Source organism: Nesterenkonia sp. PF2B19 (assembly GCF_001758425.2).
Taxonomy (GTDB): domain Bacteria; phylum Actinomycetota; class Actinomycetes; order Actinomycetales; family Micrococcaceae; genus Nesterenkonia; species Nesterenkonia aethiopica.
The window spans coordinates 38,021-51,692 of sequence record NZ_MDSS02000023.1; the positions used below are offsets into that span (position 1 = coordinate 38,021).

At 69.9% G+C, this 13,672-nt stretch carries 17 protein-coding genes and 1 pseudogene; 11 read left to right on the forward strand and 7 right to left on the reverse strand.

Features of this window, described 5'->3' with window-relative positions; all coding sequences use genetic code 11:
* Positions 1-9: 9 nt before the first annotated feature.
* On the reverse strand, positions 10-912 hold the full coding sequence (locus tag BCY76_RS08675) for an EamA family transporter (RefSeq protein WP_237090057.1): 903 nt from the start codon (positions 910-912) through the stop codon (positions 10-12).
* A 149-nt stretch (positions 913-1,061) separates the two neighbouring features.
* Between BCY76_RS08675 and BCY76_RS19205 the strand changes: the two genes are divergently transcribed.
* Together BCY76_RS19205 and BCY76_RS08680 are read left to right on the forward strand one after the other, a co-directional pair.
* On the forward strand, positions 1,062-1,421 hold the full coding sequence (locus BCY76_RS19205; protein ID WP_237090058.1) for a LysR family transcriptional regulator: 360 nt from the start codon (positions 1,062-1,064) through the stop codon (positions 1,419-1,421).
* Complete coding sequence (locus BCY76_RS08680; RefSeq protein ID WP_237090059.1) at positions 1,337-1,927, forward strand: LysR substrate-binding domain-containing protein; 591 nt, start codon at positions 1,337-1,339, stop codon at positions 1,925-1,927. Before BCY76_RS19205 ends, BCY76_RS08680 begins: the two co-directional genes overlap by 85 nt.
* Before the next feature lie 21 nt (positions 1,928-1,948).
* On the opposite strand, the gene BCY76_RS08685 is transcribed toward BCY76_RS08680, so the two are convergent.
* Together BCY76_RS08685 and BCY76_RS20395 are read right to left on the reverse strand one after the other, a co-directional pair.
* Complete coding sequence (locus BCY76_RS08685) at positions 1,949-2,794, reverse strand: sodium:calcium antiporter (protein WP_336582036.1); 846 nt, start codon at positions 2,792-2,794, stop codon at positions 1,949-1,951.
* Positions 2,758-3,081, reverse strand: a complete 324-nt coding sequence (locus BCY76_RS20395) for a sodium:calcium antiporter (RefSeq protein ID WP_336582037.1) — start codon at positions 3,079-3,081, stop codon at positions 2,758-2,760. The genes BCY76_RS08685 and BCY76_RS20395 overlap by 37 nt, the downstream gene beginning before the upstream one ends.
* A 78-nt stretch (positions 3,082-3,159) precedes the next feature.
* On the opposite strand from BCY76_RS20395, the gene BCY76_RS08690 reads away from it, so the two are divergent.
* Positions 3,160-3,567, forward strand: coding sequence for a helix-turn-helix domain-containing protein (locus BCY76_RS08690; RefSeq protein ID WP_085437536.1), 408 nt, complete (start codon positions 3,160-3,162; stop codon positions 3,565-3,567).
* A gap of 188 nt (positions 3,568-3,755) precedes the next feature.
* Complete coding sequence (locus tag BCY76_RS08695) at positions 3,756-4,946, forward strand: hypothetical protein (protein ID WP_201791102.1); 1,191 nt, start codon at positions 3,756-3,758, stop codon at positions 4,944-4,946.
* A 132-nt stretch (positions 4,947-5,078) separates the two neighbouring features.
* Here the strand turns inward: BCY76_RS08695 and BCY76_RS08700 are convergent, their stop codons facing one another.
* On the reverse strand, positions 5,079-5,699 hold the full coding sequence (locus BCY76_RS08700) for a ClpP family protease (protein WP_070161543.1): 621 nt from the start codon (positions 5,697-5,699) through the stop codon (positions 5,079-5,081).
* Entirely contained in the window at positions 5,696-6,352 is a 657-nt protein-coding gene (locus tag BCY76_RS08705) for a ClpP family protease (protein WP_070161545.1), read from the reverse strand. The genes BCY76_RS08700 and BCY76_RS08705 overlap by 4 nt, the downstream gene beginning before the upstream one ends.
* Before the next feature lie 171 nt (positions 6,353-6,523).
* Between BCY76_RS08705 and BCY76_RS08710 the strand changes: the two genes are divergently transcribed.
* The gene (locus BCY76_RS08710) at positions 6,524-7,027 is read left to right on the forward strand and encodes a DUF2505 domain-containing protein (protein WP_070161547.1); all 504 of its coding nucleotides are present in this window, start codon (positions 6,524-6,526) and stop codon (positions 7,025-7,027) included.
* 46 nt (positions 7,028-7,073) lie between these two features.
* Here the strand turns inward: BCY76_RS08710 and pth are convergent, their stop codons facing one another.
* Both pth and BCY76_RS08720 read right to left on the reverse strand, forming a co-directional pair.
* Positions 7,074-7,658, reverse strand: coding sequence for an aminoacyl-tRNA hydrolase (gene pth, locus BCY76_RS08715; protein WP_070161549.1), 585 nt, complete (start codon positions 7,656-7,658; stop codon positions 7,074-7,076).
* A gap of 59 nt (positions 7,659-7,717) precedes the next feature.
* Positions 7,718-8,344, reverse strand: a complete 627-nt coding sequence (locus tag BCY76_RS08720; RefSeq protein WP_070161552.1) for a 50S ribosomal protein L25/general stress protein Ctc — start codon at positions 8,342-8,344, stop codon at positions 7,718-7,720.
* Between the two features lie 274 nt (positions 8,345-8,618).
* Here BCY76_RS08720 and BCY76_RS17535 point away from each other — a divergent pair, with 274 nt between their 5' ends.
* The 6 genes and pseudogenes from BCY76_RS17535 to BCY76_RS08745 form a co-directional block, all read left to right on the forward strand.
* Complete coding sequence (locus BCY76_RS17535) at positions 8,619-9,107, forward strand: hypothetical protein (protein WP_139827701.1); 489 nt, start codon at positions 8,619-8,621, stop codon at positions 9,105-9,107.
* 11 nt (positions 9,108-9,118) lie between these two features.
* A complete protein-coding gene (locus BCY76_RS08725; RefSeq protein ID WP_139827702.1) occupies positions 9,119-9,442 on the forward strand; it encodes an alpha/beta hydrolase in 324 nt (107 codons plus the stop codon).
* Positions 9,443-9,548: 106 nt separating this feature from the next.
* Positions 9,549-11,324 (forward strand): bifunctional sugar phosphate isomerase/epimerase/4-hydroxyphenylpyruvate dioxygenase family protein, encoded by a 1,776-nt coding sequence (locus BCY76_RS08730; RefSeq protein ID WP_070161558.1) that lies wholly within the window; start codon positions 9,549-9,551, stop codon positions 11,322-11,324.
* Between the two features lie 116 nt (positions 11,325-11,440).
* Positions 11,441-11,965 carry a TRAP transporter small permease gene (locus BCY76_RS08735; protein WP_070161560.1) on the forward strand — a complete coding sequence of 175 codons (525 nt, stop codon included), beginning with the start codon at positions 11,441-11,443 and terminating at the stop codon, positions 11,963-11,965.
* The gene (locus BCY76_RS08740; RefSeq protein WP_070161562.1) at positions 11,962-13,236 is read left to right on the forward strand and encodes a TRAP transporter large permease; all 1,275 of its coding nucleotides are present in this window, start codon (positions 11,962-11,964) and stop codon (positions 13,234-13,236) included. Before BCY76_RS08735 ends, BCY76_RS08740 begins: the two co-directional genes overlap by 4 nt.
* A pseudogene (locus tag BCY76_RS08745) lies at positions 13,233-13,672 on the forward strand (hypothetical protein); the annotation flags it as partial. The gene BCY76_RS08740 and the pseudogene BCY76_RS08745, both read left to right, overlap by 4 nt.

A 13,672-nucleotide genomic window follows, 5' to 3' on the forward strand; every position in this document is an offset into this window, starting at 1 on the left:
CGTGACAGTTCAGGGGAGAGTCGCCGGACCAGGTGGCCGATGGGCCTCCCACAGGATACTGCGCCGCCCGCCGGCAAGGCATCCACGTCCGCTCTCAGCGGGAGGCGACGTGAGGGACGGACCGCGGCGTCGCGGCTCCAGCTGACCGGCGACCAGGGCCGCCAACGCCAGGCCGTACCCTCCCAGCTGGGTCCAGGTGAACACCTGGCCCAGCACCACCACACCCATCAGGGCGGCAGTGAGGGGCGAGAGCAGCCCCAACAGTGCCGTGGCGGTGACGGGCAGCCGCCGCAGTCCGTCGAACCACAGGCCGTAGGCCACCAGCCCGCCGACCAGCCCCAGCCACAGGTGGCCGAGCACCGCACCGGCGTCGAGACCGGTGGGCGGCCCCTCGACCAGGATTGCGGGGAGCAGCAGGACGACGCCGCCGACGGCGAGCTGCCAACCCGCATAGCCCACGGGTCCCACCCCGTCGGGTCGGCCCCAGCGCTTGGTGAGGACCACTACGAAGGCCATGCAGACGGCCCCGGCCAGGCCGGCGACCACGCCCAGCCCGTCCAGCGCCGCCGCCGGGCCGAGGACCACCATGCCCACACCGACCACCCCCAGCCCGCCCCACAACAGCCGCCAGCGGCACAGCCGTTCGGAGAGCACGACGACCACCAGCAGGGTCACCAGCAGCGGCTGGACGGCGCCGAAGGTGGCCGCCACTCCCCCAGGAAGCCGCTCCGCCGCCAGGAACAGCAGCGGGAAGAACGCGCCGATGTTCAGCGTGCCGAGGACCAGGGACCGCCACCACCAGTGCCCGTGGGGCAGACACTGCGCGATCAGCAGCGCCAGCAGCCCGGCAGGCAGCGCACGCAGCAGAGACGCGGTGAGCGGCCGGTCCGGAGGAAGCAGCTCAGTGGTCACCAGAAAGGTCGTGCCCCAGGCGATGGGGGGCCAGGGCGGTCAGCACAGTGGTGCGCAGGACGGGGTTCATGGCACCAGCCTCCGCCAGCACTCATCGATGAGTCCAACACATCTTTGTCATCGCAACCATCGTGATGCACGATAGATGGATGGACCTGCAGCAGATCCGCTACGTGCTCGCCGTCGCCGAGCACCGCAGCTTCACGCGGGCAGCGCGGGCATGCTTCGTAGTGCAGTCCGCCCTCAGCCACCAGATCGCCGCCCTCGAGAAGGAGCTCGGCGTGCGGCTCTTCGCCCGCAGCAGCCGACGCGTCGAGCTGACCGCCTCCGGAGAGGCCTTCCTGCCGGCGGCACGCCAAGCCGTGGAGGCCGCCGAGCGGGCCGCGGCCGAGGCGGCCTCGCCGGCGGAGAGATCCGCGGAACGGTGCGCATCGGGATCATCCCCACCGTCACCGCCGTCGATCTGCCGGCCCTGCTCCGCCGCCTCCACGAGGCCCATAGCGAGGTGACAGTGAGCCTGCGCATGGGGCGCAGCGACGAGATCGTCACCGAGATCCGGCACGGCCGGCTCGACATCGGGATCCTCGGGCTGGCGGCCGGCCAGTCACCGACGGGGGTCAGCTCCCGAGAACTGGCGCGGGACCGGCACGTGGCCGTCGTCGCCCCGGACCATCGGCTGGCCCGCCGCCGGAGGGTCCGTCTCGAAGAGCTCGCCGACGAGCGCTTCGCCGACTTCCCCGCCGACTCCCCCGGGCGCACCCAGACGGACCTGGCCTTCGCCGAGGCCGGGCTGACCCGCGAGGTGGCCTTTGAGTCCACCACCGCGGACCTGATCCTGGAACTGGTGCGTCAACGACTCGCCGTCGCACTGCTGCCCTCTGCGCTGCGGGAGGAGTTCCACGGGCTGCACACCCTGGCCGTGACGGCCGGCCCCACGCGCACCGAACATCTGGCCTGGGACGGGTTCAACACATCACCGGCCGCCGCGGCGCTGCTGGGGCTGATCCAGGGATGAGCCCGGCCGGCCGCGGGAGGGTCAGTCGACGTCGCTGTCGCTGCCGTGCCGGAGCCCGAGCTCGTACCCGACCAGGGCGATGATCCACAGGGCGGTGACCGGCAGGACGAACCACATCATCGCCGCGCTGAACGGCCCCAGCGCGGCGTGGTGGGAGGCGGCCATCACCAGATAGGCGACATACGAGGCATAGAGGGCCACCAGCAGCGCCCCCTCCCAGCGGGAGATCGACTGGCCGGTGAAGGCCAGCGGCAGCAGCACCAGTGCGGTGGCGAGCATGACGGGCATGTCGAAGTGGATCGCGGCGGCCTCGACGTCGATGCCCGACGGCGCGACGAGGGCCGTCACCCCGACCACGGCCCCGATGTTGAAGATGTTGGAGCCCACCAGGTTGCCGACGGCCATCTCCCGATCGCCGCGCAGCGCCGCGATGATGCTGGTGGCGAGCTCAGGCAACGAGGTGCCGATGGCCACCACGGTCAGACCGATGACGAGGTCCGAGACCCCGAACGCCTCGGCGATGTCGGTGGCCCCCGAGACGAGCATCTGCGCACCGGCCACGAGCAGCGCCACACCGACCGCGATCAGCACGAGATCGGTGAGCACGGAGCGCACTGTGGTGGCGCGCAGGGCCTGCATGAGGCGGCCCGGCTCCTCCTCGTCGACCTCGACGCCGAGCTCGGGCACCGTGCCCTGAGCCTGCTGGCGCCGGGCATAGGTGATCAGCGCCACCAGGTACACGCCCAGAAGCACCAGCAGGAGGACCCCCTCCCAGGTGGCGATGCCGCCGTCGAGGGCCAGCACGAGCAGCAGCACCGAAAAGACGATCATCACCGGAATGTCCGCCCGGATGAGCTGCAGACGCACCGCCAAGCGCCGAAGACCGCCGTCAGCCCCAGTACGAAGAGGATGTTGGCGATGTTGCTGCCCACCACGTTGCCGATGGCCAGCCCCGGAGCCCCGGACAGCGCCGCACCCGTGGAGACCGCCAGCTCAGGGCTGGAGGTGGCGAACGAGACGACGGTCAGACCCACGATCAGCGAGGACAGCCCTGCGGTGCGGCCCAGCGACCCGGCCCCGCGCACCAGCGCCTCCCCGCCGACGACGAGCAGCACGAAACCACCGAGAAGCAGAAGGATGCTGAGAATGCTCACCGCACCAGCGTACTCTCGCGCCTCTGCTCAGGGCAGAAACTCTGGAGTGCCGCCACGCGGCCGGTCTACTGTGGGCCCATGAGCCAGCATCAGCGGGACCGCACGGCGTGGAGACGCGCCTCAGCCGGGGCGCCCGCGCGGCAGGAGCCGCTGCGGCGCGAGGTGCTCGGTGCGCGGCTGCGTCGGCTGCGCCAGCACCAGCAGAGGACCCTCCACGAGCTGGCGGCAGAGGCCGGGCTGTCCCCGCAGTACCTCTCCGAGATCGAACGGGGCCGCAAGGAGCCCTCCTCGGAGATGATCGCCGCGATCGCCGGGGCCCTCGGGATCGGGCTGGTGGATCTCACCCTCGAAGTGGCCGACGAGCTGCGCCGCGACACGCTCTCCTTCATCGGCTTCTCCCCGATCACTGATCTGCGGACGCACACCGGGCACGCCTCGCGGGACGTCGGCGCCTCTGCCGTGGTCAGCCTCAGCGCCGTCGCCTGAGCCGCCGCGATCGACGCTCCGGTCATTGAAACCTTTTACTCCGGCATGACGCCTGCTACCGTGCGGGACGTCATGTGATCTGCGCCACATTCAGCCACCGGGGTGCTTCCGGCCTCATTGTCGTCATTCGACCTCAGGGCTGATATTGCAACGTTGCATGACAGTTCTGATCCCCACGAGAGGACGACATGACGACTCTTCCCGCGATGAACCATCCGCCGACGGCTCCCTCGACGCCACCCGCCTTCCCCGACGTCCGACGTCGACCCAGGCTCCTGAGGAGAGCATTCGGCGCCGCTCTCGCCGTGCTCGCCCTGCTGGCAGCCACTCTCACCGGCGGCGCACCCGCCATGGCGCAGCAGGACTGCGGCGGCGGAGACGCCGTCGTGACCGGCAGCCAGCAGCAGGGCTTCACCACCAGCTATCGCGGACAGACGGTCTATCAGGGTGAGAGCTACATCGTCGCCATCTGGGAGGCGGTCGGCAGCCTGACGCCAGGACGCACGTCCCAGGAGAGCGTCTCGGTGATGGCCAGCGGCTGGATCGGCCACCACACCATCGACCTGCCCAGCCACACCTCCTTCGAGGTCTGCGGCACCATGGACGTCGGCAGCGCCACCGGTCGCGGCGCCATCGAAGCCTTCGGCGCGACGGATGTCGCCATCCCGCATCTGACCATGACCGGGCGCCCCTGGTTCGGACTCCACTTCGGCGCGGTGCGCGGGCTGCACCTGGGCCAGATCACCCTGGACCTCACCGGCGGCCTGGGCGTCCGCTTCGACCGCGAGAGCCCAGACAGCACCTCCGTGGTCATGGACCGCATCCACGTCTCCGGCACCGACAACCACGGGGTGGAGACGTGGAACGTCAACGGCCTCGACATCGGGGCGGTGATCGCCCGGGACGTCGGCTACGCGGGGCTGCTGCTGAACAACACGCGCAACGCACGCATCGGGCTGGTGGACGGCCACAATGTGGCCACCGGCACGGGCTACGCCACCTTTCGCATGGCCAACACCGCAGGACGCGCGGCCGACGGCGGATATGACACCAACGTCGTCGTGGACAAGGTGGTCGCCCACGGCGGCGGACGCGGCATCTTCTGCGTCTCCCAGTCCGGCGGGCTGCACGTCGGGGAGGTCGAGCTCAGCGGCACCGGCGGCAACGCCGTGCTGATCGAGAACTGCTACAACGTCACCCTGGCCTCCGGCACCGTCGACGGCGGCGGGGAGGTCCGCATCGCCTCGCGCAGCGAGTTCCCCCTCACGCGTGATGTGAGCATCACCCTGGAGGTCAACGGCACCTCCGTCCGCGAGTCGCCCTGCGGGGAGAACATCACCTGGCGCATCACGGGGGACGCCCCTCAGCACATCTGCTGATCACGGAGCCGACGCGATCGACACAGGCCCTGCTGCTGCGCGATCCACGAGTCACTTTCCCGTGCATCTCCGCACGCTGACACGTGTCAGACTCGGGATGATCGACGGGAATGTGACGCCTCGATGGAGGGATCACCCCGCGGCCGGGCTCGCCGCCGTCGTGGGGCGGGTGCTCAGCACCTCGTCCACGAGCCCGTAGTCCAGGGCCTCGGCGGCGGCGAACACCCGGTCGCGGTCCGTGTCCCGGCGCAGCTGGTCCGGGCCGCGACCGGTGTGACGAGCCAGGACCCGCTCGATCTCGCCCCGCACCCGGACCAGCTCGTCGGCGTGCAGGATGAGGTCCGGGATGGCGCCGCGGCCGGCACCGATCGCCGGCTGGTGGAGCACGATCCGGGTGTGCGGCAGCATGGACCGCATCCCGGGCTCTCCCCCGGCCAGCAGCACCGCGCCGGCGGCGAAGGCCTGCCCCACGCAGGTGGTGGCCACCGGCGCGCGGATGTACTGCATCGTGTCGTAGATGGCCAAGGTGGCCGAGGGGTCGCCGCCCTCGCAGTTGATGTACAGGTTCACCGGCACCTGGGGGTCCGCGGACTCCAGATGCAGCAGCTGCGCGATGATCGCATTGGCGACCCCGGAGTCGATGCCGGTGCCCAAGTAGATGATGCGCTCGGCGAGCAGCTGGGAGTAGACGTCCATGACCCGTTCGCCTCGGCCGTCCCGGCTGATCACATGCGGAATGGTGTAGGCGCTCATGATCCCTCCCCGTCGGCCCCCGGCGCGCTGCGCTCCACCTGGGAGGTGAGCCCCACCGGGCGGCGTCGTGCGCGCGGGATGATCGCGGAGAAGTCCGCGACGACGGCGTCGACGAAGCCGTAGTCCACCGCCTCGGCGGCGGTGAACCAGGTGTCCCGCAGGGAGTCCTCGAACACTCTCTCCGGCGGCTGGCCGGTGTCTGCGGCGATGAGCCCCAGCACGGTGTCCCGGGTGCTGCGCAGATCCTTCGCCTGCAGCTCGACGTCCACCGTGGAGCCCCCGATCCCCGAGGATCCCTGGTGCATGAGGATCTTGGCGTGCGGCAGGGCATGCCGGCGCCCGGGCTGACCGGCGGAGAGGAGGAACTGCCCGGCGCTGGCCGCCACGCCGAGCGCCAGGGTGGTCACCGGGCAGGGCACGGTGCGCATCAGGTCCCGCAGAGCCAGCATGGCCGGCACGGAGCCGCCCGGCGAGTGGATCCACAGGGCGATCTCGGTGTGCGGGTCGTCGGCGGCCAAGGTCATCAGCTGGGTCATCAGCAGCGTGCCGTTGTCGTCGTCGAGCACGCCGTCGAGGACCAGGACTCTGCGGTGGAGCATCTCCTGGCGGGCGGACTCGCCGAACAGCGGAGCTGCGGGGGTCTCATCACTCATGGTCCCAGGATCACCGTCGGCTCCCCGTCACAGCGACGAAACCTGCTGTCGGCTGATCCGCCGTGGGCTGATCAGCTGACAGCGGCGGCGGGCCTATGATGAGAGGAGCCGCGGGCGACGTCACCTCCGACGTCGCCTTCCCCACGTCCTCACTCTGAAGGAGCACCGCCTGTGGCGCTTGAAGCCGAGACCGTCATCTCCCACTCCGTCGACAAGATCGTGACCGCCTACGCCTCCCGTGACTTCCACCAGCACCTGGCCGACACCGTCGGCTCCACGCTGGAGAGCTTCGAGGTCAGCGGGGACACGGACGGCGCCTTCCAGGTGACCTCGCAGCAGTCGATGTCCGTGGACCGACTGCCGGACATCGCCAAGAAGGTGATGAAGGGGCAGGTCACCGTGACGGTGACCGAACGCTGGTCGACGCCCGACGCCGACGGCTCCCGCCGCTCCGACATGGACGTGAAGATCCACTCGGCCCCCGTCAGCGCCGAGGCCTCCCAGGTGCTGCATGCGCGCGGGCCCGAGGAGACGCTGTCCACGGTGCGCGGCGAGGTCTCCACGTCGATCCCGCTGATCGGCAAGAAGCTCAAGGCCGCCGCCGAGCCGTACATGAAGAAGTTCGTCGCGGTGCAGTCCCGCGAAGTGGCGCAGTGGATCAGCGCGAACGGCTGAGCAGCGCTCTCTGAGAGGGGGCGGAACGCCGTCCGCCGGGTGCGCCTCAGTTCTGGTGGACGGTGTTCTGCGCTGCGGTGAGACCGGCGGTGATGATCAGCTCGACGGCGTCGGCGGCCCGGTCGATCACCTGCGGCAGGTCTTTCGCCTGTTCGGCGGAGAACTTCTGCAGCACGTAGTCCGCGGTGTCCATCCGTCCGGGCGGCCGCGAGACCCCGACCCTGACCCGGATGTAGTCGCGGTCCCCCTGCAGGTGCTGGGTGATGGACTTCAGCCCGTTGTGGCCGCCCTCGGAGCCGCCGCGTTTGAGCTTGAGGCGCCCGAAGTCCAGGTCGACCTCGTCGTGGACCACCACGAGTCGCTCGGGGTCGATGTCGAAGTAGTCCATCAGCCCGCGCACAGGCCTGCCCGAGGTGTTCATGTACCCCTCGGAGACGGCGAAGACCACCTTGGGCCCGCCTGCACCCAGACGGGCGGCCACGACCTGCGCTCCGACCTTGGTCCGTGTGTACTTCGCGTCCATGCGGTCCACGAGCTCATCGAGGACCATGTGTCCGATGTTGTGCCGAGTATGACGATAGCGGGGCCCGGGATTCCCGAGCCCCGCTATCAGCCAGGTGTCAGATGCCATGCCCCGCAGTCTATCGAGGCGTGGCCGTCGTGGGCGTCAGCTCACGCGTGTGGCGCTGATCAGGCGTCTTCGCCCTCACCGGACTCTTCGGCAGGAGCCTCGTCCGCGGCCTCGGCCTCCTCGGCACCCTCGTCCTCGCCCAGGTCCTGCGCAGTGGGCTCGTAGATGGTGACGACCGGGGACTCGAGGTCGGTCAGCGCGAGGGTGACGCCGGCCGGCAGCTGGAGGTGCTCCGGCAGGGCGTTCTCGTCGCGGTCGGTGATGTCGATGGAGATCGACTCCGGCAGGTGGGTCGCCTCGGCCTCGACGGCGACGGTCGGCTGGTCGAGCAGGTACTCGAAGCCGGAGGCCGGCTCACCGATGACCTCGACCGGGGCGTCGACGACGACCTTCTCACCCGAGCGGACGGCCAGCAGGTCCAGGTGGTCCACGCTGCGGTAGATCGCGTCGCGCTGGATGTCCTTGGGCAGGACGAGCTGCTTCTTGCCCTCGATGTCCAGGGTGATCAGCGCGTTGGGGTTGCGGACCGCCAGGGTGGTCTCGTGGTTGGGCAGCAGCAGGTGGATGGGGTCCTCACCGTGGCCGTAGACGACGGCGGGGATCTGGCCGCTGCGGCGGGCCTGGCGGGCGGCACCCTTGCCGAACTCGGTGCGGAGGGTCGCGGGGATGACGATCTTGTCAGCCATGATGTGTCCTTCGTCGGTTGTCTGGTGGAGTTCCAGGGCCTGGAGCCGGAACCGACGATTTCACGGGGCAGGTCGCCGCACACCTGGTGGAACACCGGGATTCCTCATCCCGGGCCGGGCGGCTGATGCGTCCTGTCCGTCGCCTCGTCGATCACGGAGTCACCGGCGGCCTGTACGGGCCGACGGCGCTCCCTCGCCTGGGCACAGTCGACCATGCTATCACGCACGCGCCGGGGCTTGTCCGGGCGAGAACGGGGCCACCATACTCGGTGCCATGAGCGATGATCCGACTGCCTCAGACGTGGCCGGGGCCCCCGCGCTGGAGGCGACCAGCCTGCGTGAGACCGAGAACCCGCGGCTGCTGCTGGTGCTCGTCCCCGGGTTGGGCACTGACGTCGCCTCCACCTGGGGGGCGGCGGCCGCACACCTTCCCGAGGACGTCTGGGCCGTGGGCCTGGATCTTCCAGGGCATGGCCGATCCGCACCGTGGACGGATGCGCCGGCCACGCCGTCGATGCCTCAGCTGGCCCGGGCCGTGGTCGACGCCGTGCAGCGCCTGCGCAGCACCGCACCCGCGCCTGGAGCACAGCCCGCTGCGGGTGGCCGGCACCTCGCTGGCCGGCGGACTGACCTGCTGCTGGCCGTCGAGCACGGCGCGTCGTCGACTCCGCCACAGTGTTCGGAGGCCTTCCGCGATTCGGCACCGCCGAGGCCTGGCGGGACCGCGCCCAGCAGGTGCTCGACGACGGCACGGAAGCCTTGACGGAGGGCAGCATGCCCCGGTGGTTCTCCCCCGCGTTCCGCGCCTCCGCGCCAGAGGCAGTCCACGCAGTCATGGCCTCGCTCCGGGCGGCGGACGACTCCTCCTATGCCGCCCTGTGCACAGTGCTCAGCGGCTTCGACCTGCGCAAGGAGCTGCCCGCGATCTCCACACCTGTCCATCTGGTGGCCGGCGAGCTGGACCCGGTGGCTCCGCCGGAGGAGATCCGTGCGGCCGCCGAGGCGATCCCGGGAGCACGACTCACCGTCGTCGACGGCGTCGCACATCAGATCGCCGTCGAACGCCCCCAGAAGGCGGCGGAGCTGCTCAGCAGCTGAGGCACGGCCGGGCGTGGGCCCGGCAGCTCCTCCCTAGGCGAGGTGCTGTGATCCGCAGCACACCACCCCTGGTCCCTTTAATGTAATACCTGGTACGTTACTTGCCATGGTGACCTCCATCGCATCCGTCTGCCTCTCCGGCGGACTCACAGACAAGATCCACGCCTGCGCTGAAGCGGGCTTCGACGGCATCGAGATCATGGACTCCGACCTCACGGTGGCCCACGAGTCACCGGAGGAGATCCGCGCCCTCTGCGAGCGCCTGGGGCTCCGGATCGACATGTTTCAACCGTTCCGCGATGCCGAAGGCGTCGACGACGAGACCTTCGCCGACACGCTGAGGCGGGCCCGCGAGAAGTTCAGGACGGCAGGACGACTCGGCACCGACCTGATGCTGGTGTGCAGCAATGCCGGCACCGCCACTGTGGACGACGACGCCCTGGCAGCTCGCCAGCTCGGCGAGCTGGCGGACCTCGCCGCCGAACATGGGATCAGGCTGGCCTACGAGGCTCTCGCCTGGGGGCGGTTCGTCAACGACTATCGCCACGCCTGGCGGATCGTACAGATGGCCGACCGGCCGAATCTGGGAACCTGTCTCGACAGCTTCCACATCCTGTCCCGCGGGCACGACCCCTCCGCCATCGAGGACATCGATGGCGAGAAGATCTTCTTCCTGCAGCTGGCGGACGCGCCGGACCTGAGCATGGATGTGCTCTCCTGGAGCCGCCATCACCGCCTCTTCCCCGGCGAGGGCTCCTTCGATCTGGTGACGTTCCTGCGCCATGTGCTGCGCGCCGGCTACACGGGACCGCTGTCCTTGGAGGTCTTCAACGACACGTTCCGTCAGACGGACACCCAGCGGACGGCCGCGCACGCGCGGCGATCCCTGACATGGCTGACTGACCGCGTGGCCGTCGCCGAGGGGCACCAGACGGGCCGCATCCCGCCGCCCCAGCCGCCGCGTGGAGTCGACTTCGTGGAGCTCGCGGGCGCGGACCTCTCGGCGGTCGACCACATGCTCGAGCAGCTGGGGTTCACCTTCCGCGGGACCCATCACCGCAAACCCGTCCGACTCTGGGCCTTCGGCTCAGCGCGCCTGATCCTCGATGAGCAGGACCGGCAGGAGGCACCGCACCTCTCAGGAATAGGGCTGTCCGTGGACGACGCGGCCCAGGCCTCCGGACGCGCCCAGGCCCTGGGGGCTCCCCCCGCGTTCCGTCGCACCTACGCCGGCGACCATGAACTGAAGGCCGTGGCGTCACCGGACGGCACGCAGGTGTACTGGAACGACCGACCCGCAGAGACCTGGGCGGAGGAGTTCGTCGGCGGCAACGATCCTGACGCCGACGTGATCGCCGTCGTCGACCACATCAATCTGTCCTACCCTTGGCAGGACTTCGACGAAGCAGTGCTGTTCTCCACCAGCGTCCTCGGGCTGGACGCACAGGCCTCCTCCGAGGTTCCGGGGCCCCGAGGCCTGGTGCGCAGCCAGGTGATGCGCTCCCCGGACGGCGCGCTCCGAGTGCCGCTGAACCTGGCCCCGCCGACGGCCCCGAACCCGCCGCGCCATGTGGCGATCCGTTGCCGGGACGTGATCGGTGTGGCCGAGCGGGCTCGCGCGCGGGGACTGCACTTCCTGCCTGTGCCGGACAACTACTATGACGACCTCGCCGCCCGGTTCGCCCTCGACGGCGAACTCATCGATCGACTGCGCGGCCTGGATCTGCTCTACGACCGGGACGACGACGGCGAGTTCATCCACTTCTACACCCCGACGCTCGGGGACGTCTTCCTCGAGCTCGTGGAGCGCCGCGGCAGCTATGACGGCTATGGCGCGCCGAACGCTCCTGTGCGCCTGGCCGCCCAGCGCCCGCGGCCCTGACCCCTCCACCCTCCGGTCCTGCCGCTCCTGTTGACGCCTAATGTAATAACCGGTACGTTCGTAAGCACACCACGTGACTCCCGTCACATGCTCCCCGCTCCCCTGGGAGGGATCCCATGACACCACCGCCCCGCGGACCGCTTCGCCGAGCCGGACGGATGATCGACGCCCTGGAGATCTCCGCGGGCTCGGTGATGCTGCTGACGATCTTCGTGCTCGTCCTCATTCAGGCCGCCCAGCGCCACCTCCCCGGCGAGAGCCTGCCCTGGACGGGCGAAGTCTCTCGGTTCGCCCTGGCGTGGCTCACCTTCACCGTGGCCGGAGTCCTGATCAGCCGAGGCGGCCACATCACCCTGGAGGTGGTCAACATCCTGCCCAAGCCACGACTGATCCGTGCGGTCCAGGTGTTCGCCCTGGTCATCGTGGCCGTCACAGCAGGGGCCTTCACACTGGAGGCCTGGGACCTCGTGCAGACTCAGGGCGCCCTGCGCTCCCCGGTGCTCGGACTGTCCATGGCGCTGGTCTACGTGCCGGTCCTGCTGGGACTCATCAGCAGCACCGTCCGCGCCCTCATCGGCGCGGCCCGCATCGCGCTCCACGGACCCGTCCGGTCTGAGCTCGCCGAGGAGGTGGCCCGATGACACTGCTGCTGCTGGCCCTGGCCATCGCGGTCCTGCTCGTCCTGCGGGTCCCGGTCGCCTTCGCCTTTCTGGGACCCTCGCTCGTCTACATGCTCGTCCACGGACACTCCTCCGGCATGAGCCTGCGCCAAGTCACCGACGCCGCCCAGAGCTTTCCGCTGCTCGCGGTCCCACTCTTCGTCTTCCTCGGCGCGCTGGCCAACCATGCCGGAATCGCGGACCAGCTCTTCCGGTTCGCGCTGGCGCTTCTGGCCCGCCTGCGCGGCAATCTCGGCTATGTCACCGTCGGGGTCAGCGTCGGCTTCTCCTGGATGAGCGGCTCTGCGGTCGCCGACGCGGCCGCCCTCGGCAAGGTCCAGATCCCGGCGATGCTGCGCAACGGCTACAGCCGCCGGTTCGCCACCGGAATCTCCGCGACCTCCTCCCTCATCGCTCCCGTCATGCCGCCGAGCATCCCCGCGGTGATCTTCGCCGGACTGGCCGCCGCGTCCACCGGCGCGCTGTTCGCCGCCGCCGTCGTCCCGGCCCTCGCCGTGGCCCTCGGCCTGCTCGTCGTCGTCTTCCTCCTGGTGCGCCGCGAACCAGGGGTCAGCCGGGGGACCTTCGACGCCCGGGAGCTGCTGGCTTCGACCCGAGGGGTGCTGCTGCCGGCCCTGACTCCGGTGATCATCCTGGGTGGGATCCTCGGCGGCTGGTTCACCCCCACGGAGGCGGCCTCAGTGGCCGTGGCCTACGTCCTGCTGATCGCCCTGGTCCAACGGTCGCTGTCCTGGTCGGGCTTCCTGACCGCAGTGCGCGAGACGGTGGTGACCACCGCCGGCATCATGCTCATCGTCGCCTCGGCGGCGCTGCTGGGCCACATCCTGGCCAGAGAGCGTCTCCCCCAGCTCATGACGGAGCTGCTGTTCGGCATCACGGAGAACCCCGTCCTGTTCCTGCTGCTCATCGCCGGGCTGATGCTGGTCCTGGGGACGGTCATCGACGCCACGGCCGTCCTGGTGCTGACCGTGCCGGTCCTGCTGCCGATCGCCGTCCAGTACGGCGTCGACCCCATCGTGCTCGGCGTGGTGCTCATCCTGTCTCTGATGATCGGCCTCCTGACGCCGCCGGTCGGCACGGTCCTGTTCGTGACGGCGGCCGTCTCGGAGACACGCGTGGGCGAAGTGTTCCGCGGAGCGCTGCCGTTCATGATCCCGGCCGTGGTCGTCACGGTGCTGGTGATCCTCTTTCCCGAAGCCGTGCTGTTCATCCTGGAGGTGCTGGGCCTGTGACCGAATCCGAAGACCGTGCTGCGGACCGTGCTGTGCTGATCGGCCTGATCGGCCATGGTGTGGGACCGTCTCTGACGCCCCGCATGCATGAGCTGGAGGGGGCCCGCCACGGGCTGCGGCACATCTATCGGACCGTGGAGTTCCCCGAGACGCAGGACCCAGCGGCGGCATTGGATCACCTGCTCTCCAGCGCCGAGGCCTTCGGCTTCGACGGGCTCAACCTGACCCACCCGGTCAAACAGACGGTGATCCCGCTGCTGGATGAGCTCTCCGGGCCTGCCCGGCGGGTCGACGCCGTCAACACCGTGGTCTGGCGCGAGGGTCGGCGCGTCGGCCACAACACGGACGTCTCCGGCTTCTCCGCCTCCCTCGAGGACGCGATGGGCCGCACACACCGGGGCGCGTCGTGCTGCTCGGCGCCGGCGGAGCGGGCTCC